Raw genomic sequence first — 25,786 nt, 5'->3', positions numbered from 1 at the left:
ACCTATCAAATTTTAGCTCAAATTTATAAGACCTGAAGATTTGTTTGTTGCTCTAACTCATCATCTTCCTCCGCTTGAGAATCTTTTTCATCTTCCGCTTCTTCATCATCTTGCTCTTTCTTAGCTGCAGTACCAGCTTCCTCTTGATATTTCTCTGTTGCCGGAGAATTCTGCTCCTGTGTAGATAACTGATCATCTGAGTCCGATTTATCATCCTTCTTTCTCTTCTTCTTCGATTTTATCTTCTCTAAGGCTGCTATCTTCTTGATTGGAACCTTGATCAATCGATTACCATTAGCAAGTACGATTACAAAATCACTATAAATCTCAAATAAGGCCCCAATAATCTCACAACAGCTATCCCCAGTTATGATGATCAATTTAACAAAATCAAAGTTTTTAACATGCTTTTTTAATTCTGCTTTAAAGTCATGCCTGCTTCTAGAGCTTGAACTCTCTACTTTTTCCTTTTTGACTGCAATTAATTCGTCCCTTAATTCTTTAAGCTCTTCTTGTAGTTCTTTAAAATCACCTTGCTGATCATTTTCTTTAGTAATCGCTTGGTGTTTATCTTTTTTAACCTCTTCTAACTCTTTTTCTAACTTATGTATTTTATCTTTTAAATTATTTAACTCTCCTAGCTTCCTGATCTTGATCGCTTCATCTTCCATCTCCTGTCCTCCTTTCTCTTCTTTAAATTTATCAGCTAACTCCTCTTCCTCCGCAGTCGAAATCTCCTCTTTAAAGTCTGCTCTTTTAAGTGCCTGAGTAAGAAATTCCAATAATTGATCTGCATCCTTAGCACTAAGGTCAATATCTGCACTATCTACTTCAGAGAAGTCATTTAATGAAGGAGTAGAAGGATTTCTCGTTGGTTGGCCCTTATGCTCTAATAATTCAATCATTAGCCTTTCTAGTAACCCCTCTAAAAAATCTACATCTTTCAAATCATCTTCCACCCATTCTCCCCCCTTCCTAATTTGATTTTAAATACTCTTTCTAAAATAATTTTATATATCATGCCACCACTCATCATTATTATCACTCTTGCCAGTTTTATCATTATCGTCTTCTTCATCTTCACTTTCATAAGTTTTAACTTCATCAACTTCCTCAACTTCGTAAAGTTTATCAACACCTTCAACTTCATCAACTACAGTACAGATACAATCTATCCTAATATAAGTTCTAACACAGACATTATTACTTGTAATTAGCGTAATATACTCACCACTTACTATCTCACCTATACATCCAGTAAATCTACAGCAATTTTGACCTGATTTAATTATAACTGTTATTGGTTTATTCTTCTTTGCAAAACGCCTCAATACTTTCAAAAATTGTTCCTTCTTACCATGTTCAATCTCAACCACTATAACTCCCCCTTTCTTCATTCTGGCTAATCTATAATATGCCTCAGCTTTATAAATTGTTAAACCACAAACTTGCTATGTAACTCCAAAATAAATTAAGTTTAAAGTAGTTATTGGTCAGAGCAAGCTCCAACCAATAACCATTGATTTGATTTGTTAACTACTTAGCAACCACAGGTTTCATCAATCACAGCACAGATACAGTCGATTCTGATAAAGGTTCTATCACAGACATTATTAGGATTAATCAAAGTGATATATTCATCTCCTACTATCTCCCCTATACATCCAGTTAATTCACAGCAATTTCTTCCTGAGGTAATTATAATTGTAACTGGTTTATTCTTCTTAGCTAAGCGTCTTAACACACCTACAAAAGTCTTTCTTTTATGGCTTTGAGCTTCTGCCATCTTCATCCCTCCTTTCTTAACTTGAGTTATTACATTATATGATTTCTTTGTCATTATGTTAATAAAATCAAAAAAGACGACCGGAAACTTCCAGCCGCCCCTTTATTAGATTAATCCTCATCTTCTAAGCTTGTTGATCTCTTTTTTCTTCTTCTTCTTTTACCCTTATCGACCTCAGTTGGCTCGATTACTGCACAGATACAATCTGTTCTGATATATTTTCTGATACAGACATTATTACTAGCAATTAAGACAACAAACTCATCTGTTACTTCCCCTATACAACCTGTCAATTCACAACAGTTTGCTCCTGATCTAATTATGATAGTTACGGGCTTATTACATTTAGCTAAACGTTTCAAAACCTTTACAAAATCTTTCTTCTTAGGACGTCTCTTAGGAGGTCTACGTCTTTGCTGTTCAGTAGTCTCTTCTGCCATCGTTACCCCTCCTTTCTGTTTTTTAGTACTCTCAGCTAAATTTAAACCTATCACTACAGTACTTCGCAGATAACTAAGTTTCTCTGCACTCCCGTCTTGGTGTACAATTTACAATTTACAATTTACAATTGAGTTCAAAATCATAAAACCACAAACACTTAAACCATCAATAATTGCAAAGCATCCTAAGACTAAATACTCAGTCTTCCAATATTTCCTTTTAGCTGAGAGTACTCTTTTTATTACTATATTATATGCTCTACTTCTCTTTTTGTTAATTTAGATTAATTATCATTAGCTAGAGTCCACTGTTTATCTTAAAATAAACTGATATAAGAACGCTCAATCTCTTCTTTATCCAAATCTTTAGCGCCAACTTGGTCATCTCGTTCTAATTTTTGCTTCTCTTTTTGCTGGATTATTAAATAATAACTAACAATCATATATAAATATATGATTTTGCTCAGTACTACCACTAAAAAAAACAGTTGAATAATATAATTGTTCATTAATTACAATCATCCTTTCTACTAACTTTAATATATCTTATTAGAAATGATGTAAAATTGTTCCTTAAAAACGAGAATGTAGTTACCTTCCTAACTGTAGGTTAAGATCGAAAAAGGAACTGATTAAAAATCAGCTCCTTTTTATAAAGATATTTACTATTTTAAGTTTGCAAAAATCTGGGTATACATCTTACCATAACGCCCACCTTCAATAATTCCTATCCCAACATGGGTATAATCAGAGTGTAAGATATTCTCCCTATGTCCAGGACTATTCATCAACTCCTGATGGGCCAACTCTACTCGCGAAGCCCCTGCTAGATTCTCCCCAGCTATGTTATAACTGACATTTATTCTCTTCAGCATATCAAAAGGAGAACCGTAATTCGGAGAATTATGGCTAAAGTAGTCCTCATCGATCATATCCTGACTTTTGGCCCTAGCTACCTTGACCAACTTATAATCAACCTTCAACTCATTTAAACCTCTAGCTCTTCGCTCTTGGTTGACCAGCTCCAACATCTCTCTTTCGGTAGCAGTTATACTGGTTACTTCTATTTCAGTCCAATCAGACCCTCGAACTACTTGCTCTTCTTCTTCCTCTTCAGCAATTGGTTCTCTAGAGTTCTGCTCTGAACTATCCTGCTCAGCAGTATCCGAATCACTTGGCCCAGATTCACTAACCTCTTCATCATCTTGACCTACAAAGCGTTCAAAAAGAAAAAAACCTAGTAACCCCCGTAAAAAATTCCAAAAACCACTTCCCGAAGCTAACCCTAAACTACTAGTAGCTGCATAAGAAGTCTCCATTGTTATCATAAATACTGTAGGCATAATTAAAGCAAATATAAGTACCAAACTTACTAATTTTGTTGCTTTCATCTACCAGTCAGCCTCCTATTACCTTAGTTAGTTTAATTATACCATGACAACTTTTTAAAGATTAAGGTAACTTTTGGTAGTTAGTTTGGTTCAATAATTATATCTAAGGCTTCTAAGACATTATCAATTCTATTACAGATCGTACTCTTATCTGAACCAGCAAATAACAAACCTACAACTTTATTATCATCATTAATCACTACAGAACCACTATCTCCAGGCATAGAAAAAGGATCAGTTACTATCTGGTCTGTAAATACTGCCGATTCTGTATCCGATAATTGAACATTAATTGTCACACCAATCGCTTTGATTCTTGATTCTGTAACTCCAGTCGTTCTACCACTTTTTTTGACTCTCATATTTACTATAGGTTCAGCTGTCCCTTCTACTTCTCCCAAGCCCATAATCTCTGTTCCAATTAATTCAAGTGATTTAGGCTTAGCTACAGCTGCGTCAACCTTATTCTCTACTGTCAGAGGTTCCATCTGATAAGGAAACTTAAATAATCTACCAAATCCGTTCAACACTCTAGTAAGTCCCCGCAATAGAGGACAAGTTGAAGGTTGTTCATTATAGATCGGTATGAATCGCTCTAAGTGACCAATTACATCTTGCTCATCCTTCCCTCCATCATAACTTCCTGGTTGCAAAATAATATCCCCTTTTTCAGCTCGACCATCACTTCCATCTGTTATATTCGCTAAGACATGATTATTAGATAAGATCAATGGCTCGTTTGTCTTTTTATCTTTAACAACTATTCCAAAGGTTCCAGCTGTAATCTTATAATGTCCAACACTTACTCCAGGTTGAGCAGGTCTTAATTTAGTTGTTCTAACCTTATCAGAGCTCAATAACTCTACCTTGCCAACTTCGATAACATCAGTCTTCTGCTGCTCAATAGTCTGTGGTATGATATGATTTTTATTCAACTTATCTTTAGCCAGCTTGTTCTCCACTAAGATCACAATACACTCTTCATTACTTCTTCTACCATTAACCTCTTTATATCCACAGCCAACTCCTACTACATTTTCTAAGGCAAAAAGTTGAGACTTATATTTATCAATTACACTCTTAATCCTCTTCATCATCTCCCTCCTTTCAGCTACTATCAGTTTATTCAACTAACCAATTTTTGTGAAAGGAAGGGGAATAAAAAAATGACCTTCTGCCATACTCTAAAACTAAATCTAAGGTTAAGAAAACCATTAAAAATAAAAGTTATCCACAACCTCTGAAAAACATAATTTCCTTAATAGTAAAAAAAACTCCTCAACTGAGGAGTTTTAAATACTGATGCATCCAATCTTCATATTATTTTCTTTGATCTTGATCTCAACAGTTTCTGTCAATACATCGGCATAGCTATATGAAATACGGCGTGGAGTTTGATTATCGTCAACTTTGACAACAAATACGTTAGAGTATGTTTCTTCTAAGACTCCCTCTTTCTCCATAATCTTACGTCGCCCTTGATTAGCTTTTAAATGAACCTCTTTACCTACAAAAGAATCCAAATCACTCTTAATTTGATTTAAAATATTATTTGACATCTCTACCCACCCTTCTGAACTTCTCTTACTAATTATACCAAAAATAAAATAACAAGTCAAACAATTAATTATAACAAACTAAGACATAATTATCAACTATTTACTGATTCTCTTTCTTAAGTATGTAAAGTTGATTACTTAAGCTAGCAAATTCCTCTAAACTCAACTTTTCCCCTCTAATTCGTGAATCAATTCCCACCTCTTCTAAAGCCTGCTCAACTACCTCGCGACTTAAATTAATATTAGCTGCCTTGCTCAATGAATTTCTGATCATCTTCCTTCGCTGTTGAAAAGAAGCTCGTATTACTTTAAAGAAGAAATCTTCATCTATTACTTCAACCCTTGGTTGCTCTAATAACTTTAGCCCAATAACAGCTGATTCGACTTTAGGCTGTGGAATAAAGACGGAAGAAGGTACCTTAAATTGAATTTCAGCTTGAGTATAATACTGTACCCCAAAAGATAAAACACCATAACTCTTTTCTCCTGGCTGAGCTGCCATCCTTTCTGCTACTTCTTTCTGTACCATCACAAATATATCTGTTACATTAAAATCTTCCTCTAACAATCTCCTTAAAATTGGAGTCGTAATATAATATGGCAGGTTAGCAACTACTTTATAATCTCCTGCTGCTAATTGATCAAAATCAACCTTTAATGCATCCCCTTCAATAATCTTCACATTATCATAAGCAGCTAAATTCTCTTCTAAAATCGGAATCAATCTCTGATCTAACTCTACAGCAATCACCTGACCAGCAGACTGGGCCAACTTCTCCGTCAAAGCACCAATCCCCGGCCCAATCTCAATCACCGTCTCATCTTCACTTAACTCAGCTGCTTCCACTATTTGATCTAAAATACTAGTATCGACTAAAAAGTTCTGTCCCAAACCTTTCTTCAATCTTAGATTATGCTCTCTTAGTATCTCTCTCGTCTTCCTTGCAATTTCCATTAATTTCACCTCAATTAAATTTTTCTACAGCAACAATAAACTCTTCTCGACTGATCTGATAACTATTTAAACGTTGCAAAAACTGCTTACCATTAGCATACCCAATTCCTAACTCCTTACCGACCTTAGTTCGCAATTCCTTAGCTCCTGGCTGACCAATTAGACCGGTCATTACTAGATCATCCTTACTAAATTGCTCTTCCTCTTCTATATGTGTCACCTTCGCTTTAGCCAAAGCCTCTTTAATTACTTCTGGCTTAGCATTTTCAATCCCAATATCACCCGCCTGCCAAGCATCAGCTTGGGTCAAGTAAGCATCCTTACAACCAGCTACCTCTGCTTTAATCCTCTTGCGAATCAAATTACCAGCATGGTCAGGATCGGTAAAGATAATAACCCCTGTTCTCTGCTGGGCCAACTTAATTCTAGCCATTACCTCATCTGATAATGAAAACCCCTGCGTCACTATTATTTCTGCATCGACTGCTGCCTTAACCGCCGCCAAATCATCCCTACCTTCAACTACAATCACTTCTTTAATCATCTTTTTCTCCTTTAACTCTCTCTCTCATTTTCCGAAAAGCTCCTCACCCGAAACTCAACATCTAACTCCTCTGCTATCTCCCTTGCCGCAGCTATATCTACATCAGAGTGATCAACTACCGAGATGATAACTTTAGGAATAAACTGCTTCGACTCTTTGATGAACTCAATTATTGCTCTAAATGCCTCTGCTCCAAACTCTGATTGGCACAACTCCTGGTAAGATGAGGCAGTAGCAGTATTTAAGCTGATCGAAATAATATCAACCAATCCCTCTAACTTAGGGGCTACATTTTTCTGATGTATTAAATTTGCTTGACCATTAGTATTTAATCTGATCTTAACCTCAGGGTAGTTCTCCTTTAAAAACTTACTGCTTGCCACTAAAGCATCTACTCTGACCAACGGTTCCCCATAGCCACAATAGACTACCTCCTGATAATCTTCAATATCTTCCTCTTTTAGCTCAGCAATAATCTCCTCAACTGCCGGCTCCTGATCAAACCATAATTCATAGCCCCCAACCCCCGCCTGAAATCTTCTAATACAGAACTTACAGTCATTACTACATTGATTGGTCAAATTAAGATATAATCTATCCCCTATTTGATATGCTATCGTCATCTATATCCACTCCTATTTGAATTGACAATTTACAATATACGATTAAAATCAGTTCTCAATTATTAAATTAAGGTACTGGTCACTTAAGTAGCCAGTACCTTAATTAGCTATTAATAAATATTAAATAACTTCCTTGCATTAGCAGTTGTCTGTTGAGCAACTTCTTCTAAGCTAACTCCTTTTATCTCGGCAACCTTCTTTGCTACCTCTTTAACATAACTTGGTTCGTTGCGTTGGCCCCGATGAGGATCTGGAGTCAAATAAGGAGCATCAGTCTCTAATAAGATCTTATCTAAAGAGACCTTATCAACCACATCTCTTAACTTACTAGCATTATTAAAGGTAATTACTCCCCCAAAAGCAATATGAAAACCAAGCCGTAATACCTTCCGTGCTACATTAAAATCATAAGCATAACAGTGCATCACACCTTCTAAACCGCTTGCTTCCTCCTTTAAAATCTCTAACGTATCATCTTTAGCATCTCTACTATGAATCGCAACCGGTAAGCCAACCTCTCTAGCAACCTGTAACTGCTCTCTAAAGACTTCCTGTTGTATCTCACGAGGAGAATTATCATAATGATAATCAAGTCCTATCTCCCCAATAGCAATTACTTTTTCCTGCTGGGCCAACTCCTTCAACCTCTGATAATCATCAGCCGTTACCGTTTTAGCCTCATGAGGATGAACACCAACACTAGCATAGATAAAGTCATACTCTTTAGCCAATTCAACCGAATTCTCACTCGATTGCATATCAGCACCGACATTAATGATCGTACTGATTCCTTTCTCTTGTGCTCTAGCAATCACTTCTTGACGGTCTTTCTCAAAACGATCAAAATCCAAATGGGCATGAGTATCTATTAACATATTATCACCTACTTTACTTGAGCTCCAGCTGCTATATCACGCTCAACCGTTGTTATTGTCAAATCTCCTTCATCATTAGATGCTGCCAAGATCATTCCATTAGATTTAACTCCAAAGATAGTCGCTGGCTCAAGATTAGCAACCATTACAACCTTCTTACCAACTAACTCTTCTGGGTCATAATACTTAGAAATTCCTGCTACCACTTGTCGCTCTTCAGTACCTAAGTCAACCTGTACCTTAAGTAATTTATCACTACCTTCAATCTTTTCTGCTTCTAATACCTCTGCTACCCTCAAATCTAATTTACCAAACTGATCAAAATTAATATAATCTTCTTCTGCCATCTTATCTTCCTCCTCTTCAGCTTCCTCTTCCAATTGTTCATAATACTCTTCTAGATCGATTCTTGGAAAGAGTGGTTCACCACTATTGACCTCAGTTCCTGCTTCTAATTGCCCTTTAGCTAAAACATCATCCCAGCTCTGTTCTGTCAAATCCTTTGTAATTCCTAACTGCTCCCAAATTTTAGCTGGTGCTTGAGGCATGAAAGGTACTAATGCAATAGCAATCCTTCTTAAATTATCTAACAAATTATATAACACTGTTCCTAACTTATCATGCTTTGTTTCATCTTTAGCCAAAACCCAAGGCTCTGTCTGATCAATATACTTATTCGTCCGTCTAATCAAGACCCATAACTCTTCTAAGGAAGTACTGAACTGTAACTGCTCAATATTCTCTGCCACTGCTACTAACGAATCTTGAGCTACCTGCTCTAGATCCTGATCAAACTCTGTCTCTACTGTTGCAGCTGGAATCTGACTAGCAAAGTACTTATCGACCATTGCCACTGTTCGGTTCAATAAATTACCTAAATCATTAGCCAGATCCGCATTAATTCGCTGAATAAATGATTCTGTAGAGTAAGAACCATCAGAGCCAAAAGCAATCTCACGCAATAAGTAATAACGGACAGCATCAACCCCAAAATCATCAATCAGCTTGACTGGATCGATTACATTTCCCTTAGACTTAGACATCTTACCCCCTTCTACTAATAAGAAGCCATGTCCAAATACCTGCTTAGGTAATGGTAAATCAGCTGCCATCAAGATAGCGGGCCAAATCACTGTATGGAACCGTAAAATATCCTTACCAACTATATGGATATCAGCGGGCCAAAACTGATTAAACTTCTCCTCATCACGTCTAAAATCAATTCCTGTCAAATAGCTAGTTAAGGCATCAAACCAGACATAGATCACATGATCATCATCAACTGGAACTGGAATTCCCCAATCAAAGGTTGTCCGAGAGACACACAAATCCTCTAAGCCATCCTCAATAAAGTTGATCATCTCATTTCTCCGCTTAGCAGGTTGAATAAAGTCCGGATTCTCTTCAATAAAGTCTAATAACTGCTCTTCATACTTTGACATTTTAAAGAAGTAACTCTCTTCCTCCATCCATTCAACTTCTCGATTACAGTCCGGACAATTGTTATCTTCATCCAACTGCCTTTCCTTCCAGAAAGTTTCACATGGAGTACAATAATAGCCTTGGTACTTATCCTTATAAATATCTCCTTGATCATAAACCTTCTTAAAGATCTGTTGGACATCCAGCTTATGCTCTTCACTTGTAGTTCTGACAAACTCTGTATAATCGACCTCAAGCTTGGCCCATAGCTGTTTAAATGTATCTACTATTTCATCTACATACTCAAGTGGCTCTTGACCATGTTTAGCCGCTGTTTGAGCAATCTTCTGCCCATGCTCATCAGATCCAGTAATCAACTCTGTCTGATAACCTTGTAACTCTTTAAACTTAACAATCGTATCAGCTGCTGTAGTAGTATAAGTATGACCAATATGCAACTTATCATTCGGATAATAAATCGGTGTTGTAACATAAAAAGTCTTGTCACTCATTTTTTATTCTCAACTCCTTTTTTTATTTTTTTGCTTTTATGTTTTTAACTATTCATTATTCACTATTAAATATTAAATGTAAAAACCTCCCATCCCTAAAGTTAGGGACGAGAGGTTTCCATCGCGGTACCACCCTAATTGCTATAATAGCCACTCTCTAGCTAAATAACGGTAGCTAACCGTTCTAGCCTACTGAATTTCAACTAGTCAGCTCCAGGGTCATCTTCAGTACTCTCTTCATTCTGGTTCTCAGCTACCCCAGTTCTCTGTAAATGAATTGAAATACTTACTCTCCCCTTCATTGCTTTTATTCATTATTAACTTTTATCTATCAAGTGGAAAAGTCCCTTCGGGTTCTTTGAACCCTTCGTGATCGATAACTGCCCTAAAGACCTTGGGCACTTATCTTCTCTACTCCAAGGCCATCTTCAGTACTCTCCTCATTCTGGTTCTCAACTTCCCCAGTTCTCTGTAAATGAATTGAAATACTTACTCTCCCTTTCATTGCTTTTGTTCATTATCAATTTCATCTATCAAGTGGAGAAACCCCTCCGGGTTCTTCGAACCCTTCGTGATCGATAACTGCCCTAAAGACCTTGGGCACTTATCTTCTCTACTCTCCCCTTCATTGCCTTTGCTTACTATTAATTTTTATTACTTTTTATCTTTGATTTTAACTATCAATTATCAATTGTCAATTATAAACTGCTTTTATATATTATCATCCCAACCTACTTAAAAAATATACATCATCAAACTAGATTTGTCAAGGTAATTAGCTTTACTGATCATATAATTCAACCTCATCCGTTAACCCATTCAAATCATCGAGCATCTGATCCAACTGAGCCGCAATAGCCGCAGTCTGTTGAGCTTCAGCAGACTGTTCTTCACTGATTGCAGCAACCTCTTCTGCTGAAGCAGCAACCTCTTCAGTAAAGCTAGCCACTTCATCCATATTAGAAACAAGTTGTTCCAGCGTTGAATCCATGCTGTTGACCCTTCCTTTAATATTTACAAATACGTCATCTGCTTGGTTAATAATCTCCATTCCAGATTCAGCCTTAGTACGTCCATCTTTCATTACTTCCACAGTATTTTGAGAACGCTCTTTCATCTCCTTGATTAGCCCAACGATATCTTCAGCTGCTGTATTAGATTCAACTGCTAACTGTCTAATCTCCTCTGCCACTACTGCAAATCCTTGTCCATGCTCCCCTGCCCGTGCTGCTTCAATGCTAGCATTTAGGGCCAACAAATTAGTCTGCTCTGCTATATTAGTAATCACATCGACAAACTGACTGATCTCTTGGGTGAAATCATTTAATTGCTCTACTGTAGTAGCTGATTTAGTAATCCTTTGATTGACCTCTTGCATTGAATTTACAGCATTATTAATGATTTCAGTACCTTCATTAGCAGCCTGAGAAATATCCTTAATCGAAACTTGCTCTTCATCAGTCGTTGTTCCACCAATATTTTGCAGATCAGCTGCTAAATTTTGAACCAAACTAACTTGACGTTCTGAACTAGTTGCTACCTGTTGAATAGCAGCAGAAGCTTGTTCCGCCATCTCACCTGATTCATCAGATGCTGTAGATAAATCATCACTAATTTGACTGACCCTTTCTGTTGTACGATCAATTCGTTCCATCATCTGAGTCATATTGATCATCATCTGATTCAACTCCCGTTGCAAAAAGCCAATCTCATCACTCCGCTTGACATCTACAGTCTCAAGATCAAGATCACCTTCCCCCATCGCCTGTAGCATATTAGCCATCTGTTTAACCGGACCAATGATCAATCTATTAGTCAAATATACGATTACAACTGTTATTGTTATCGTATTCACAACTGTAGCAATATAAACAGAAAATTCCCCTTGATAAATATGTTGGTTAATCAGATTATTCAACCACTCTCCAATTACTGGGCCAACTAATAAAGCTAAGATCGTCCAGAATAAAAATTTAACCCGCAGACTGATCTTTAACCCATTTAAATTAACTAAATTGCTTATGTTTTTACTCAATTTAATCCCCCCTTTGATTAACTTTTCCTATCAATAATTATTCGCCAAAAAAAGAATAATCCCTTGTGAAAATTTTGTGAATTTAAATTAAAGCTTTACTGATATTTAGTGGCACTTTGCCACTAAATATCAGTGTACTGTTTACAGTTGATATGGTTTTCACGAAAGGTCTTGACAAAGACCTGTAGGGATGGTTGACAAAGGAAAACCATTAAAAACTTAAATCAAAATCACTCTAAACCTACGAACATAAGACATTTCAGAGGTCTTAATTTTTTAAGGTTTTGATCTTAACTGTAAACTGTTCACTGTACACTGTCAACTCAATTATGTGTCACTTTGTGACACATAATTGTAATTACCCCTTAACCTGATAACTCTTATCTCCTAAGAAAGAATCTTCAGCAACTATCAATCCTTCCTCAGCTAACAGATTCAATTTCTGACGTAACTGTTCAACATCTAACGTTACGCCTAACCGCTGATTAATCGCCTCTAATTTAAAAGCTATATTATTACCAGCAATCGGTAACTCATTAACAATCGCTTCATATAATAGCTCCAACTCAAGATTACTCTGCTCTTCTAATTCCTCAAAAGGATTTTTAGTATGAGGACTGGTCGTCTTAGCTACCCTAATCCTAATCGCTAAGGTTCTCCCAAAGATTGCTGAAGATACAAAAGCATCTCCAGAACGTAAATAAGGCAATCGCTTGGCTTCATCGGCTGTTAGATCTGTTTCTTGCTTAATCGTTTCAATATCAGTTGCCCTCACCGTTCTGAAGACAAACTTAGTATTCAATTGGGCTGTCACCGTCTCATCAAGTAAAGTCGGTCGCTGAGTCGCTAAAATTAAGAAAGTACCATACTTCCGTCCTTCTTGAGCAATCTCCTTGATAATCTTATTCGCTGGTGATTGATAGCCTTTCGGGGCAAAGTTATGAGCTTCATCGGTAGCTACTACGAAAGGAGGAAAATAGTCAGCCTCCTGGCAGCGGTATTGAGCATCCTTATAATCACGTCTTTTCCGATATAAAGTACCCAATGCATATGTAGCAAAGACCTGTAATAACCAGATTGGCCCTTGAATTACAACCAACTTCCTGCCTCTAACCCCCTCTTCTATCTGATCAATACTATGCCTAAATAATCCTTCTCTCTTTAACCGACCCAGTCTCCAAGCTAGACCACTGATTGAACTGGCTGGCAGATCACCAAATTCCCTCAATAAACCTAAATAATTATTGTATTCTTCTTTTTGATTCCCTGTGACAGCTCCATTCTTCAGATCACGTTCAATTCTATTTTGACCCAATCTCTGTGCCTCTTGTAAATCACCTAATCGCTGGTCAAAGGTCAATAAACTATCCCTTTTTAGATGTAACTTCTGAACAGCATTAATCATTGAATCACTCAAATCACTAGCAGCTGCTAATAAGTCAGTTAAATCTTTAGTTGATAATTCAGCAAAATTGACCCCTACATCTTGACCGATCTGATAGACTGCAAACTTATCATTAAAATCAACCTGTTCTTCTTTAGCTAAGGCAGAAAAAGGAGTAGCAAAATCCATTTCAAAATGGGGATCAAAAACAATCGTTGGTATTTCTAATTTCATTAACTCCTCTAAAATCACCCTCATTCCAAATGATTTACCTGAACCAGAACCGCCAATAATTCCAATATGAGGATATTTATGCATTGCCTTCAACTCAAAGTTAAATGGAATCCCTTGTTGTTCAATTACCTCTTCATCTTTCAATAAAGGAGCAATTCCCTTTAAGTTATCATCCATCCCTGCAGCCATCTCTTCTGTTCCTTTAATTACCCCTAAAACTAATCCTTCTTCAGGTTTTTCTTTGACCAATAAATCTTTAACCTCATCAAAACTAGGTACATCTACATCAACCCCAGTCTGAATCGGATAAGGAGCTTCTTCTAATAGCCTTACTTTGGCAATATTTATCTCATCCTCTGCTAAATTATAACCTATACTCTTTAAAGATTCAATCACTCCCTGATCAACGAAGCTTTTATCCATCGATAACGGAATATATCGATTATAAGATTGAGTCTCAACTACCTCCCCTAATGGATAATCCAACTCAGAATCAATTATCTTCAGCATCTCATTAATCCTAAACTTTCGCTTTTGAGAAGCAACATAGACCTGCTGTTGAGTCGTCAAACCTACTACCTGCATTAAATCACCACCTTAATAAATTCTATCTAAAGATTTAGCATGAAGTAATTTCTGCTTTAAACCGGGCTCTAAATAATTATCAATTAATAGTTCCATCATCTTATCAGTGATCCTTACTTCACCATCAACAATATCTAACCAAATTGGAATTCCTCTACCAGCTGCAGGAGTTAAAGATTGAACTAAAGCAGCAATCAAATCTATTTCCTGCTCTTGTTCCTTTAAAATATCAATTCCAATCACTCCTGGATCACGAGTTGTTCTTAAAAATGCTGAACTTAACGTCTCCCCTTTAAAACTATTAATCTCTTTTAATTTTATCATCTCTTCCATCTTTAGTAAACCAAATAATAACTCTCGATCATACATTTCTATCATCTTGTCAGGTAAATCATCTGCTAAATTTTTACTCAGATCATTCGTTCCGATCTCTTCTATAATTCCTACTAGGAAGACATCATTTTTCAGGGCCAACTCCACTAACTCCTGCCATTCCTCTTCAGCCTGCATCTGATATCTAATCAATGAACCATCCATCATAATCAATTTCGGGTTCCACTCTACGATACTCTCTTTAGCTACTAAGATCTCCAATGCAGCTAATAAAGAACTTTTAATCTTACCTGCCACTTCTTGGGGATAAACTATAGCATCCTTATTCTCCTGGGCCAAATTATCCTTATAAGTCTTTTTACGAATCTTTTCTCGATCTTCATCAAGCAAAGGGCTAAAAGCTTCATGCTTAATAATCCCCTCTTTATCTCTATCTGTACTCTTAGCTAAAGCTTGTAATAAAGTGATATAATGAGGATAATTCTTCCCTAGTGTATTGATCGAACCATCCACTCCTACAACCTCTTGCCCTGCTAGCCACTCTTCAATCTCTACCTCACTCATTTCGGTTAAGGTTACAAACTCACCTATCTTCTGAGCAATTAAATCCCTCAACTCTTCTTGCTCTAAATTTGTTTGATTTTGATACTTCTCTTTCAACTTCTGATTACAATCCTTTAATAATGATTTCAAACCAGATGTTATCTCAAACATATTATCACCAACCCTTATTTTTCTCTTCACAGTTAATGTTTTATTCCCTTCTTCTGTAAAAAGATTTTTTTATTGACTTTTTGAATAAATTTTAGTATAATTTATTTGGTTCTTTTGTCGAAAAAAGATTTATTAACCAAAATATCATTGTAGCTATTGACTTATATTGAAAAATATGTTATTATTTATCTAGACAATGTCGAATAACCAAATAAAAGAAATCGAGGAGGAATTGTAATGAAATCAACAGGAATTGTAAGGAAGGTAGACGAATTAGGACGAGTTGTAATCCCAATTGAATTAAGAAGGACGTTAAATATTGAAAATAAAGATGCTTTAGAAATTTATGTAGATCAAGAAAAGATCATCTTTAAAAAGTATGAACCTGCTTGTATCTTCTGTAATAATGCTGATAATATCACTAATTTCAAAGGCAAAAACATCTGTCCTGATTGTTTAGAAGAAATGTCAGAAACAGCTTAATTTTTTAATAACATACATAAGTAATAGAGGTGCATTGCTCATCAATGCACCTCTATTACTTATCAACTTTAATTTTAATCCCAATCTGATAAACCTCACTTTTAGGTAAATCACGCTCTTGAGCTACCCTCTTAATTGCTTCCTTCTTAGTTAAGCCTTCTTTCATTCTCTGTTTAAGGTGCTCTAAAATAGAGAGACCTTCCCAGTTAGGCCCTTGTAACTCTTGTTGTTTACCTTGTTTACCCTCTAAGACAAAAGAAATCTCTCCTTGTGGAGACTCTCTTTCAAACCTTTCTAATACTTCACTGACTAAACCACCGACCTTCTCTTCAAACTTCTTTGTCAACTCTCTACAGACTACTATCTGTCTATCCCCCAAAATTTCTAATATATCCTTTAATGTAGCTACTAAGCGATGAGGAGCTTCATAACAGACTATCGTTCTCTCTTCAGCCTTTAATCCTTCTAAATAGCTCTTTCGCTCCTTATTTTTACGTGGCAAGAAACCCTCAAAGACAAACCTATCAGTTGGTAAACCAGAAACAACTAAACTACTTGTCACAGCCGTTGGCCCGGGAATAGGAATTACCTGTATACTTTGTTTACGTAATAGTTTAATCAATTCATACCCTGGATCAGAAATTCCTGGCATCCCTGCATCAGAGACCAAGGCTATATTCACTCCATCCTTTAGCTTGCCCAATAATTGATTGCTTTTACTGATTGCATTATGTTCATGATAACTGGTTAATTTGGTCTTAATTTGATAATGATTCAATAACTTCTGCGTTCGCCGTGTATCCTCAGCAGCAATCAAATCAACCTCTTTTAGCGTATCTAAAGCTCGTAGAGTAATATCAGCTAAATTTCCAATTGGAGTTCCACAAACATATAAATTTCCATCACTCATCCAACTCCCCCTTAATCAACTTCAACTTCTGTTGTCGTGTCAACTGTTTAATAATGTATTCTCTTTTTTGAGCCTGACTACGCGTTGTATAATCTTCTGTATAGCATAATTTAACTGGTCCTCTGCCTCGAGTATACTTGGCCCCTTTTCCTTGATTATGCTCCTTAATTCTCCTGTTTACATCTGTTGTATACCCTGTATACAATGTATCATCACTGCATTGTACAATATAAACATAGTGTCCCATAAAATAATTTATCCATTCCCCTCCGGATAATAAATTTCTTTTATCTGCTCAGTATAGTCCCCCTCATTATTATAAATAATAAATGGTGATAAAACTTCGAGACCAACCCCTCCACCTTTACTGGCTTCTAATAAAAATAACTTTGCATTACGATCTTTTCGAGAGTAAATCAGTCTCATTCTTTTGGCTGCCAAATTATAATCAGCCAATAATGCTAATAACTCAGCTAAACGCTGAGTTCGATATACATAAGCTACTTTTCCTCCATATTTAACTAACTGACTACTCGCTTTAATCACATCTTCTAAGTTACATTTTAGCTCATGACGAGCCATCGCTACACTTGTCTCAGGATTTATTCTTCCGCCACCTTTCTTTAAATATGGTGGATTACTGACAATGTAATCAAAGCTTTCCCTTCCAAAAAATTCTACAGCTCTCTTTAAATCAAGTTCTCTAAACTCTAATTTATCTTCTAAATTATTATAAGTAACACTTCGTCTAGCCATATCAATCAATTCAGCCTGAATATCAATTCCATAAATCTGCTTAATTTTAAACTTCGCTTGTATTAAATGAGGGATAATCCCATTGCCTGTCCCTAAATCTAATACCAGATCATTCCCTTTAGGTTTAACAAAATTAGCCAGTAATACTGCATCTAGAGAGAAGCAAAAATAATTAGGGTTTTGAATCAACTCTAAATCATCAATTAATAGTTTGTCTAATCGCTCATCTGACTTGAGTTCAAGTTCTGTCATCCCCTTAATCTACCTCTACTTCTTCATCAGCTTCAAATAAACCCATACAAAATAAGCAATCTCCTTCTCTAGCTTCACCAAAATTAAGATGGCAGATATGAAAACCTTCTTTATAAAGTCGTGCTAAATTATCCTGACTAGCATCAGCTGACTTTCCTTCTTCTTCCTCTTTTTCCTTTTCAAATAATAACCCCTTTAAATTTTCATTCTCTTCTTTAAGGGTCTCATTCTCTTTGTAAATATCATAGACTGTATTTTTAACCTTTTGGAAATCATTAACCAACACCTGCAATTGCTCCTGAAAATGTGCTAATAAACTAATAATTTCTTTCACTACCAACCCCCCAAACTAATTTTTTACTATAATTATATTCACTAACAAATGACATTATTTGTCTTTTTTACACTCTTTTAACTCGATATCCGTAGCATCAACTTCAAATTCCTCATTATTCCTTAATTCTACCGTTACTGTTTCCTTAACAACATTTATATCTTTAACTCTACCTATTCCTATTTTAGTTTTAACTTTTTGACCTATATTAGGCAAATTCTTTTTAGTCTTCAAATAATTTTTAGCTTCATACCTTAAACAGCACATCAATCTACCACAAACTCCTGATATTTTACTAGGGTTTAATGATAAGTCCTGTTTTTTAGCCATTTTAATTGAAATTGGCTCAAAATTTCTTAAAAATGTTTTACAACACAGTTGCCTACCACAAGGACCTAACCCCCCTAACATCTTGGCTTCATCCCTGACTCCAATCTGTCTTAACTCTATTCTTGTTTTAAAGACAGCAGCTAAATCCTTAACCAATTCTCTAAAATCAACTCGCCCATCTGCTGTAAAATAAAATAATAACTTCTTTTTGTCAAGAGTATATTCAGAATCGATCAACTTCATTGGCAACCCATGTTTTTCAATCTTTTTTAAACAGATATCAAATGCTTCTTCTGCTTCCTTTTCATTCTCTTTTGCCTTTTGAATATCACTCAAGGTAGCTTTACGTATAATCGGTTTTAAAGGACTATTTAGTTTAGATTCATCTACCTCCTTAACATCCGTCACAACCTCTCCTAATTCAACCCCTCGAACCGTCTTCACAACTACTTGCTGACCAACATTTAGTTCACTCCGGTCATCATTTTTAAAATAATAAATCTTACCAGCTTTTTTAAAGATCACTCCAATTGCTTCTGCCATCTATCTTTACCTCCCTAACTTGCTTAATTTAAGCAACATCACTTCTAACGTTAACTGTAAATTAACATTATACTTCTTAATTACATTATTTGTATTTTGAACTATTCTTATTATTTCTTCTATCTCCTCTACACTATATCTTTCCGCTTCTTCAGTTAATTTATCTCGATAATCTGCATTAACCAAACTTTCAAGTTGGTTTAATTTAACCAATAATAAATCCCGATACCATAATAAAAAAAGCTCCAAAGTTTGACTTATCTTAGCTGCATATTCTAATAATCTTTCTGCACTCTCAAAAACTATCACTTGTTCTGAATTCTTTAACGATAGAATCAACTCTATCATTTCTTCTCTCTCTGCCAATCGCTCTTCGTCTTCTACTAACTGCACCGCAGTTTTATAACGACCAGCTGCTAAAGAAGTAATTAGTTGACTTTTTTCCATAGACAATTTATAGTTAGAAATCAACTCTTGCTTGATTAACTCATCTGGTAATAATCTAAATCTAACTAACTGGCATCTAGAAAGAATTGTTGGTAATATATTCTCTATACTATCAAGCACTAAAATTATTATAGCATATCTGGGCGGTTCTTCCAAAATCTTTAATAAACTATTGGCAGCCTCTAGATTTAAACAGTCAGCTTGGTGGATAAGATAAATTTTCCATCTGCTTTCATATGGTTTATATAAAATTTCCCTCTGTAACTGTCGAATTTGATCTATTTTAATCCATTTACCATCTGGCTTAATCTCTATAATATCTGGATGGTTCTGATTATCAGCTTTACGACAAGAAATACATTGATCACAAGCATCTGTATTTTTTTCCTGGCAATTAATTGCTTTAGCAAATTCAAAAGCAGCTATATCCTTGCCAACTCCTTGTTCCCCTAAAAAAAGATAAGCATGACTCAATCTATCACTTTCTAACTGTTTTCTTAAAATTGTAATAGCTAAGTTTTGTCCTATTACCTTATTAAAAGCCATCTCTGTTACTCTCCTTTATTATCTATAAAGATCTACTAATAAACCTCTCATTTCATCTAGTTTATCTAAAATTTCTAATTGGGCTGACTGATCATTAATAATCATCTCAGTCAATTCTTCTAAAGATTGATCAACTTTATTAACCAAATTATAAACCTTTCCTTGGATTGGACTATAATCTTCTTTAACTTGATACATCTTGCTTACAACTTCCTCAACAAAGCTACTGACCATCTTTTTATACTTTACAAACTCTTTAAATGTTCTATGCTGTGCTAATTTCTCTCCTTGCTGATCAATTAAGTCTAACAGTTGATCAAGCCTAGCTTTAGTTTCTTCTCCATGAACTTGCTTCAACTCTTCTAAAAAACTCTTCTTTACTGTAGTAGATTTTATCTTTTTATTCTCTTTCATTGACAAGACTGTATTCAACTCATGCTTTAGTTTGTTCTGAATCTTCATCTTATATCACCAGCTTATTAAGTGTAGATTTGATTTGAGCAAAGACCTCCGTTACAGAGGAACTAGCATTAATCAGTTCAATCCTCCGCTCAGATTCAGCTAAAGCTAGATAACCTTCCCTAACTAAATTATGAAAAGAGATCCTTTCTGCTTCCATCTTATCTCCTTTCAAATCAGATTGTGCAGTTACCTTTTTAGCTCGTTCTAAAGAAAAAACAGGATCAATATCTAATACCAAAGTCAAGTCAGGCTCTAAACCACTTGTAGCTATCTTATTTAATTTCTTAATCAAGTCAATATCAAAACCACGTGCATAGCCTTGATAAGCTACAGTAGCATCTATATAGCGATCACTAATCACAATTTTTCCTTCTTCCAAAGCTGGCTCAATTACTTCAGCTAGATGTTGAGCCCTATCAGCACAGTATAATAATAATTCAGCCTTAGACACTAATTGATCATACTCAGGATTTAATAATAACTCTCTGATCTTTTTTCCAATTTTTGTGTCACCAGGTTCATAGGTTGTCAGAACTTGATAACCTAATTCTATTAAATATTCTTCGATTAAATTTATTTGAGTTGATTTTCCTGAACCTTCTACTCCTTCTAAAGTTATAAAATATCCTCTCATCTTTTTCCTCCAACTAATTTAGGCTATTTTTATTATTCTTGAGAAAAGAACAAATTCCTCTATCTAGGTAGTTTTAAATCCTTTATTGATATAATGTGTCAGTGGCTGTGGCTGTGGTCTGTCAAAATCAAACCCTTTAACCCTTGTAAACATAGAATTTTGAACTTTAATTTTTTACTGACACGGATCCTACGAGTCTTACAAACCAAGACTCTCCGTGAAAACTATAAAGACCATATCTACTGACACTAACACATTATTGTACTAATAAATAAAACAGCCCTCTAGATTGAGGGCCGTTTCATTTATTAATCTATACTATAATTCGGTGCTTCTTTCGTTATTGTAACATCATGAGGATGGCTTTCTTTTAATCCCGCACCAGTAATCCTTACAAACTTACCATTCTTTCTTAAGTCTTCAATTGTTCCTGTTCCACAATAACCCATTCCTGAACGCAATCCACCTACCAGTTGATAAAGCGTCTCTGCTAACTCTCCTTTATATGGTACCATTCCTTCAATTCCTTCTGGAACTAACTTTTTATCATCTTCTTGAAAATAACGATCTTTACTTCCTTGTCTCATTGCTCCAATAGAACCCATTCCTCGATAAACCTTATAACTTCTTCCCTTATAAATCTCCTTCTCTCCTGGAGCTTCTTCAGTTCCTGCTAATAAGCTACCTAACATAACTGCCTTGGCCCCAGCTGCTAAAGCCTTAACTATCTCACCTGAATACTTAATTCCACCATCAGCAATCACAGCAGCTCCATATTCATCCGCTACCTTAGCACAATCATAAACTGCAGTAACTTGCGGTACTCCAACTCCTGCTACCACTCTAGTAGTACAAATAGATCCCGGACCAACACCTACCTTAACTACATCAGCCCCCGCTTCAATCAAATCCCGTGTTGCCTCTGCTGTTGCTACATTACCAGCAATAATATCTAATTCAGGATACTTTTCTCTAACCTTACTTACCATCTCAATTACACCTTGAGAATGGCCATGAGCTGTATCTATCACTAATATATCTACGCCTGCTTCCACTAAAGCTTTAATTCTTTTACCAGTTCCTTTAGCAATTCCTACAGCAGCGCCCACTAATAATCTCCCTTGACTGTCTTTAGCTGAGTTAGGATACTGTTCAGCCTTCTCAATATCCTTGATTGTAATTAAACCTTTCAAAACATTATTCTGATCAACTAAAGGCAACTTTTCAATCTTATGTTCTTGTAAGACATCTTTTGCTTCCTCTATACTTGTCCCTACTGGAGCAGTAACCAATTCTTCCTCAGTCATTACATTTTTGATTGGTTGTTCAAAATCATTCTCAAACCGTAAATCTCGATTAGTAATAATTCCTACCAATTTTTTATCTTCGTCTAAAATTGGAACACCAGAAATACGATACTTAGCCATTAGTGCTTCCGCTTTATACACTTTATCCTCAGGAGTTAAATAAAAAGGGTTTACAATAACTCCACTTTCTGAGCGTTTAACCTTATCCACTTCTTCTGCTTGTGCTTCAACGGACATATTTTTATGGATGATTCCTAATCCACCTTCTCTAGCTATAGCAATAGCTAGTCTAGCTTCCGTAACAGTATCCATTGCTGCACTCATAATTGGAATATTAAGCTTTATCTTATCAGTTAATTCACTACTCATACTTACCTCTTTAGGTAATACCTCAGAATGAGCTGGCTGCAATAAAATATCATCAAAAGTCAATCCTTCCTTTACAATCTTATCTTCCATCTTAAATAACCTCCTAAATATATTTTTCTCTTAATTTAAAAATAATATTATGATTTGCCCATAAAAACCATAGGGATATTTTGCTGTACTATATACAGTATGATGCAAAATGAATACATACTATATGTAGTATGTTTATAATTTTCTTCATGATTAATTAGAACTTTTTTGGGGCAACCATATTATAAAACCTAAGTATAGTTTAATTTAAACTATACTTAGGCCCAATAAAATTCTCACTATGATTCGTAGTCAAGTAGTTTACGGCTACTTGGTAGAAACTTTCGAGCCCTATTCTCGAAGGTATACGAATTAATCTATAAGTATATAAATAAATTCGTTTAATTTTTTATAAGTGTATCAGACTTAATTATAGCTGTCAAGTATTGAATTTAGTTTTCAAAAAATCAAGCTAATACTAGATAACTATTAGGTGTTATAATTAATTTAGGAAGTGTTTAATATGGTTCGCAAAAATATTGCAACTACATTAAATGAAAATTTATACAAAAAAAATAAAGATGTTGGCTATTCAATTAGACAAAAATGCTAATGATTTAATTGAAGAAGGTATGGAATATGTCATTGACAAGTATTTTAAAGAACAGTAATTTTAAATTCAATATTTAATTAAATTTAATTATACAATGGAGCATTAAATTTAAATTAAGGAGTATTCCCTTAATAAAATAATAAACAGGCAGCCCTAGCTAGGGCTGCCTGTTTATTATTTTATTTATTCTTACTCTTCACAACGATGTAGAATTATCTCTCTTCTTTAATTTACATTTTAAATTTCATGTCAAAAACTTATTTTAGAGCTCACCACAACGATTTAGAATTGTGTTCCACCTTTGATCTACATGCTCTTGAATCTCTTCAACTAAAGCTTCATTTTCCTCTTGGAATAAATGCTTAAATCTTCCTTGTGGCTCCAACCATTCTGTAATCGATTTTTTATTTTTAGGCTTATAATTTAATTTCCACTCACCATCTTCAATTTCATACAATGGCCAGAAACAAGTATCAGCAGCAATCTTAGTCAACTCAATTCCTTCTTCAGCTTTACTTCTCCAACCACGAGGACATGGTGCTAGAACATTAATAAATGCTGGCCCATCAACTTCAAAAGCTTTTTTAGCTTTTTTCATTAAATCTTGAGGCTTAAAAGGTGAAGCTTGAGCAACATATGGGATATTATGAGCAGCCATAATATCTGTTAATTCTTTTCTATACTGCTGCTTCCCTGGAATTACCTCTCCAGCAGGTGAAGTAGTAGTATTCGCCCCTTTTGGCGTAGCACTAGAACGCTGAATTCCAGTATTCATATAAGCTCCATTATCATAACAAAGATAAACCATATCATGGCCACGTTCCATAGCACCAGATAATGATTGGAAACCAATATCATAAGTACCTCCGTCACCACCAATGGCAATAAAATCAAAGTCTTCATCCATCTTACCTTGCTTCTTTAATGAACGATAAGCAGATTCAACCCCACTAATAGTCGCTCCAACATTTTCAAAAGCATTGTGGATAAAAGAATCTTCCCAAGCAGTATAAGGATAAATAGTAGTAGAAACTTCTAAACAACCTGTCGCACATCCTACAACAGCTGGATTGTCACTTGCTCTCATAACCAAACGTGCAACTGTTCCAGCCCCACATCCTGAACACAGTCTATGTCCACCAGTTAATCTTTCTTCCTTCTTAGCGGCTTCTTTTAATTTCATTAATCACACCTCCTATTCTCTTACACCAAGATAATTAATTGTCTGTTCTACATTACCAGTCTCAACAACTTGTTGTAAATCAGTAAAGACAGATTCTATCTCTCCAACTTTAATATCTCTTCCACCTAAACCGTAAATATAATTAGTTGCTTCTACATCAGCTTTAATATCATATAATGCTGCTTTAACATCAGCAAATACAGGTCCACCAGTAGTAGAGAATGTTTCAGCTCTATCTAAAATTGCAACAGCTTTAAGATCTTTCAATGCATCAGCAATCTCTTGAGCTGGGAATGGTCTATATAACCTGATCTTTAACAAACCAGCTTTAACACCTTGTTCCCTTAAATTATCTACTGCAGCTTTAGCTGTTCCAGTAGTAGAACCTAATGCTACTACTGCAATTTCTGCATCATCTAATTTATATTCCTCAAACAAACCATACTCACGACCAGATATTCCTTTATATTCTTCAGCAACTTTTAGCACAACATCTTTTACATTTTCAACAGCTACAGACTGTTGCATTTTGTGCTCAAAGTAAAAATCTTGTAAATCCAATGGTCCTACAGCAATTGGACTTTCAGAATTCAATAGGTAATTATCTGCGTGATATTCACCTACAAATTCTTCCACCTCATCATCAGCTAATATCTCTAAATTTTCTACTGCATGGCTAATAATAAAACCATCTAAATTAACCATACTAGGCAATCTCACATCTTCATGTTCAGAAATACGAACCGCTTGAATAGCATTATCATAAGCTTCTTGAGCATTTTCGGCAAAAAATTGAATCCAACCTGCATCACGAGCACCCATAGCATCACTGTGATCACAGTGGATATTAATCGGACCACTTAACGCACGATTTACTACTGGCATTACAATTGGTAATCTAGTACCAGAAGCAATATATAAAATCTCCCACATTAAAGCTAAACCATTAGCAGCTGTTGCTGTCATAGCTCGAGAACCTGCAGCAGAAGCACCAACAGTAGCACTCATTGCACTATGTTCACTTTCAACAGTAACGTACTCAGTATCTACATTACCATCAGCTACAAATTGAGAGAAAACTTGTACCATTGCAGTCTGTGGTGTAATTGGATATGCAGCAACAACATCAGGATTGATCTGTCGCATTGCTTGGGCCATAACTTCATTACCAGTTAAGGCTACTTGATTAGACATT

Annotated in this window: 28 protein-coding genes, 1 riboswitch and 1 other annotated feature; of the genes, 1 reads left to right on the top strand and 27 read right to left on the bottom strand. The window is 35.5% G+C overall.

All coding sequences use genetic code 11. The annotated features are described in order from the left end of the window. Nucleotides 1–23 precede the first annotated feature (23 nt). The 16 genes from MWH25_RS03075 to MWH25_RS03005 form a co-directional block, all read right to left on the bottom strand. Nucleotides 24–959, bottom strand: a complete 936-nt coding sequence (locus MWH25_RS03075) for a hypothetical protein (RefSeq protein ID WP_248625677.1) — start codon at nucleotides 957–959, stop codon at nucleotides 24–26. 51 nt (nucleotides 960–1,010) lie between these two features. Then, nucleotides 1,011–1,376 carry a hypothetical protein gene (locus MWH25_RS03070; RefSeq protein ID WP_248625675.1) on the bottom strand — a complete coding sequence of 122 codons (366 nt, stop codon included), beginning with the start codon at nucleotides 1,374–1,376 and terminating at the stop codon, nucleotides 1,011–1,013. A gap of 164 nt (nucleotides 1,377–1,540) precedes the next feature. Further along, complete coding sequence (locus MWH25_RS03065; RefSeq protein WP_248625673.1) at nucleotides 1,541–1,786, bottom strand: hypothetical protein; 246 nt, start codon at nucleotides 1,784–1,786, stop codon at nucleotides 1,541–1,543. Nucleotides 1,787–1,896: 110 nt separating this feature from the next. Beyond that, on the bottom strand, nucleotides 1,897–2,280 hold the full coding sequence (locus tag MWH25_RS03060; protein ID WP_248625671.1) for a hypothetical protein: 384 nt from the start codon (nucleotides 2,278–2,280) through the stop codon (nucleotides 1,897–1,899). A gap of 263 nt (nucleotides 2,281–2,543) precedes the next feature. After that, nucleotides 2,544–2,669 (bottom strand): hypothetical protein, encoded by a 126-nt coding sequence (locus tag MWH25_RS12870; RefSeq protein WP_282706871.1) that lies wholly within the window; start codon nucleotides 2,667–2,669, stop codon nucleotides 2,544–2,546. A 222-nt stretch (nucleotides 2,670–2,891) separates the two neighbouring features. Then, nucleotides 2,892–3,617: a CAP domain-containing protein gene (locus MWH25_RS03055; protein ID WP_248625669.1), complete on the bottom strand. Its 726-nt coding sequence runs from the start codon at nucleotides 3,615–3,617 to the stop codon at nucleotides 2,892–2,894. Between the two features lie 80 nt (nucleotides 3,618–3,697). Next, the gene (locus tag MWH25_RS03050) at nucleotides 3,698–4,711 is read right to left on the bottom strand and encodes a S1 family peptidase (protein WP_248625667.1); all 1,014 of its coding nucleotides are present in this window, start codon (nucleotides 4,709–4,711) and stop codon (nucleotides 3,698–3,700) included. 198 nt (nucleotides 4,712–4,909) lie between these two features. Beyond that, nucleotides 4,910–5,176 (bottom strand): Veg family protein, encoded by a 267-nt coding sequence (locus MWH25_RS03045; protein ID WP_248625665.1) that lies wholly within the window; start codon nucleotides 5,174–5,176, stop codon nucleotides 4,910–4,912. A 100-nt stretch (nucleotides 5,177–5,276) separates the two neighbouring features. After that, nucleotides 5,277–6,131, bottom strand: a complete 855-nt coding sequence (rsmA, locus tag MWH25_RS03040) for a 16S rRNA (adenine(1518)-N(6)/adenine(1519)-N(6))-dimethyltransferase RsmA (RefSeq protein ID WP_248625663.1) — start codon at nucleotides 6,129–6,131, stop codon at nucleotides 5,277–5,279. Between the two features lie 10 nt (nucleotides 6,132–6,141). After that, nucleotides 6,142–6,675 (bottom strand): ribonuclease M5, encoded by a 534-nt coding sequence (gene rnmV, locus MWH25_RS03035; protein WP_248625661.1) that lies wholly within the window; start codon nucleotides 6,673–6,675, stop codon nucleotides 6,142–6,144. Nucleotides 6,676–6,686: 11 nt separating this feature from the next. After that, nucleotides 6,687–7,298 (bottom strand): TatD family nuclease-associated radical SAM protein, encoded by a 612-nt coding sequence (locus MWH25_RS03030; protein WP_248625659.1) that lies wholly within the window; start codon nucleotides 7,296–7,298, stop codon nucleotides 6,687–6,689. Nucleotides 7,299–7,408: 110 nt separating this feature from the next. Further along, nucleotides 7,409–8,173: a TatD family hydrolase gene (locus MWH25_RS03025; protein WP_248625657.1), complete on the bottom strand. Its 765-nt coding sequence runs from the start codon at nucleotides 8,171–8,173 to the stop codon at nucleotides 7,409–7,411. Between the two features lie 8 nt (nucleotides 8,174–8,181). Beyond that, nucleotides 8,182–10,107 (bottom strand): methionine--tRNA ligase, encoded by a 1,926-nt coding sequence (metG, locus tag MWH25_RS03020; RefSeq protein ID WP_248625655.1) that lies wholly within the window; start codon nucleotides 10,105–10,107, stop codon nucleotides 8,182–8,184. A gap of 100 nt (nucleotides 10,108–10,207) precedes the next feature. After that, nucleotides 10,208–10,418 (bottom strand) — a binding site (T-box leader). A gap of 470 nt (nucleotides 10,419–10,888) precedes the next feature. Further along, nucleotides 10,889–12,142 carry a methyl-accepting chemotaxis protein gene (locus MWH25_RS03015; RefSeq protein WP_248625653.1) on the bottom strand — a complete coding sequence of 418 codons (1,254 nt, stop codon included), beginning with the start codon at nucleotides 12,140–12,142 and terminating at the stop codon, nucleotides 10,889–10,891. Nucleotides 12,143–12,500: 358 nt separating this feature from the next. After that, nucleotides 12,501–14,345 carry an ATP-binding protein gene (locus MWH25_RS03010; protein ID WP_248625651.1) on the bottom strand — a complete coding sequence of 615 codons (1,845 nt, stop codon included), beginning with the start codon at nucleotides 14,343–14,345 and terminating at the stop codon, nucleotides 12,501–12,503. 12 nt (nucleotides 14,346–14,357) lie between these two features. Then, complete coding sequence (locus tag MWH25_RS03005; protein ID WP_248625649.1) at nucleotides 14,358–15,422, bottom strand: DNA double-strand break repair nuclease NurA; 1,065 nt, start codon at nucleotides 15,420–15,422, stop codon at nucleotides 14,358–14,360. Between the two features lie 201 nt (nucleotides 15,423–15,623). Here MWH25_RS03005 and MWH25_RS03000 point away from each other — a divergent pair, with 201 nt between their 5' ends. Further along, nucleotides 15,624–15,875 (top strand): AbrB/MazE/SpoVT family DNA-binding domain-containing protein, encoded by a 252-nt coding sequence (locus tag MWH25_RS03000; protein ID WP_248625747.1) that lies wholly within the window; start codon nucleotides 15,624–15,626, stop codon nucleotides 15,873–15,875. A gap of 55 nt (nucleotides 15,876–15,930) precedes the next feature. Here the strand turns inward: MWH25_RS03000 and rsmI are convergent, their stop codons facing one another. The 11 genes from rsmI to MWH25_RS02945 all read right to left on the bottom strand — a co-directional run bounded on the left by rsmI (nucleotide 15,931) and on the right by MWH25_RS02945 (nucleotide 25,785). After that, complete coding sequence (rsmI, locus tag MWH25_RS02995; protein WP_248625647.1) at nucleotides 15,931–16,785, bottom strand: 16S rRNA (cytidine(1402)-2'-O)-methyltransferase; 855 nt, start codon at nucleotides 16,783–16,785, stop codon at nucleotides 15,931–15,933. Then, nucleotides 16,778–17,032 (bottom strand): GIY-YIG nuclease family protein, encoded by a 255-nt coding sequence (locus MWH25_RS02990; RefSeq protein ID WP_248625645.1) that lies wholly within the window; start codon nucleotides 17,030–17,032, stop codon nucleotides 16,778–16,780. Before MWH25_RS02990 ends, rsmI begins: the two co-directional genes overlap by 8 nt. An 8-nt stretch (nucleotides 17,033–17,040) precedes the next feature. Beyond that, entirely contained in the window at nucleotides 17,041–17,793 is a 753-nt protein-coding gene (locus MWH25_RS02985) for a tRNA1(Val) (adenine(37)-N6)-methyltransferase (protein ID WP_248625643.1), read from the bottom strand. 4 nt (nucleotides 17,794–17,797) lie between these two features. Next, nucleotides 17,798–18,127: an initiation control protein YabA gene (locus tag MWH25_RS02980; protein WP_248625641.1), complete on the bottom strand. Its 330-nt coding sequence runs from the start codon at nucleotides 18,125–18,127 to the stop codon at nucleotides 17,798–17,800. Nucleotides 18,128–18,181: 54 nt separating this feature from the next. Continuing rightward, nucleotides 18,182–19,000 carry a PSP1 domain-containing protein gene (locus MWH25_RS02975; protein ID WP_248625639.1) on the bottom strand — a complete coding sequence of 273 codons (819 nt, stop codon included), beginning with the start codon at nucleotides 18,998–19,000 and terminating at the stop codon, nucleotides 18,182–18,184. A gap of 6 nt (nucleotides 19,001–19,006) precedes the next feature. Next, nucleotides 19,007–19,993, bottom strand: coding sequence for a DNA polymerase III subunit delta' (gene holB / locus MWH25_RS02970; RefSeq protein WP_248625637.1), 987 nt, complete (start codon nucleotides 19,991–19,993; stop codon nucleotides 19,007–19,009). Nucleotides 19,994–20,011: 18 nt separating this feature from the next. Continuing rightward, nucleotides 20,012–20,455, bottom strand: coding sequence for a YaaR family protein (locus MWH25_RS02965; RefSeq protein WP_248625635.1), 444 nt, complete (start codon nucleotides 20,453–20,455; stop codon nucleotides 20,012–20,014). Between the two features lies 1 nt (nucleotide 20,456). Continuing rightward, nucleotides 20,457–21,089 carry a dTMP kinase gene (tmk, locus tag MWH25_RS02960; protein ID WP_248625633.1) on the bottom strand — a complete coding sequence of 211 codons (633 nt, stop codon included), beginning with the start codon at nucleotides 21,087–21,089 and terminating at the stop codon, nucleotides 20,457–20,459. Nucleotides 21,090–21,397: 308 nt separating this feature from the next. Then, nucleotides 21,398–22,855, bottom strand: coding sequence for an IMP dehydrogenase (gene guaB, locus MWH25_RS02955; RefSeq protein WP_248625630.1), 1,458 nt, complete (start codon nucleotides 22,853–22,855; stop codon nucleotides 21,398–21,400). A 229-nt stretch (nucleotides 22,856–23,084) separates the two neighbouring features. Continuing rightward, a riboswitch (purine riboswitch) is annotated at nucleotides 23,085–23,186 on the bottom strand. A 484-nt stretch (nucleotides 23,187–23,670) separates the two neighbouring features. Continuing rightward, nucleotides 23,671–24,591, bottom strand: a complete 921-nt coding sequence (locus tag MWH25_RS02950) for a thiamine pyrophosphate-dependent enzyme (protein WP_248625628.1) — start codon at nucleotides 24,589–24,591, stop codon at nucleotides 23,671–23,673. A 12-nt stretch (nucleotides 24,592–24,603) separates the two neighbouring features. Further along, entirely contained in the window at nucleotides 24,604–25,785 is a 1,182-nt protein-coding gene (locus tag MWH25_RS02945) for a transketolase C-terminal domain-containing protein (protein WP_248625626.1), read from the bottom strand. Nucleotide 25,786 lies beyond the last annotated feature (1 nt).

This window comes from Natroniella acetigena, from assembly GCF_023227745.1.
Classification (GTDB): domain Bacteria; phylum Bacillota; class Halanaerobiia; order Halobacteroidales; family Halobacteroidaceae; genus Natroniella; species Natroniella acetigena.
This window is presented reverse-complemented; position numbering and strand designations above follow the sequence as displayed.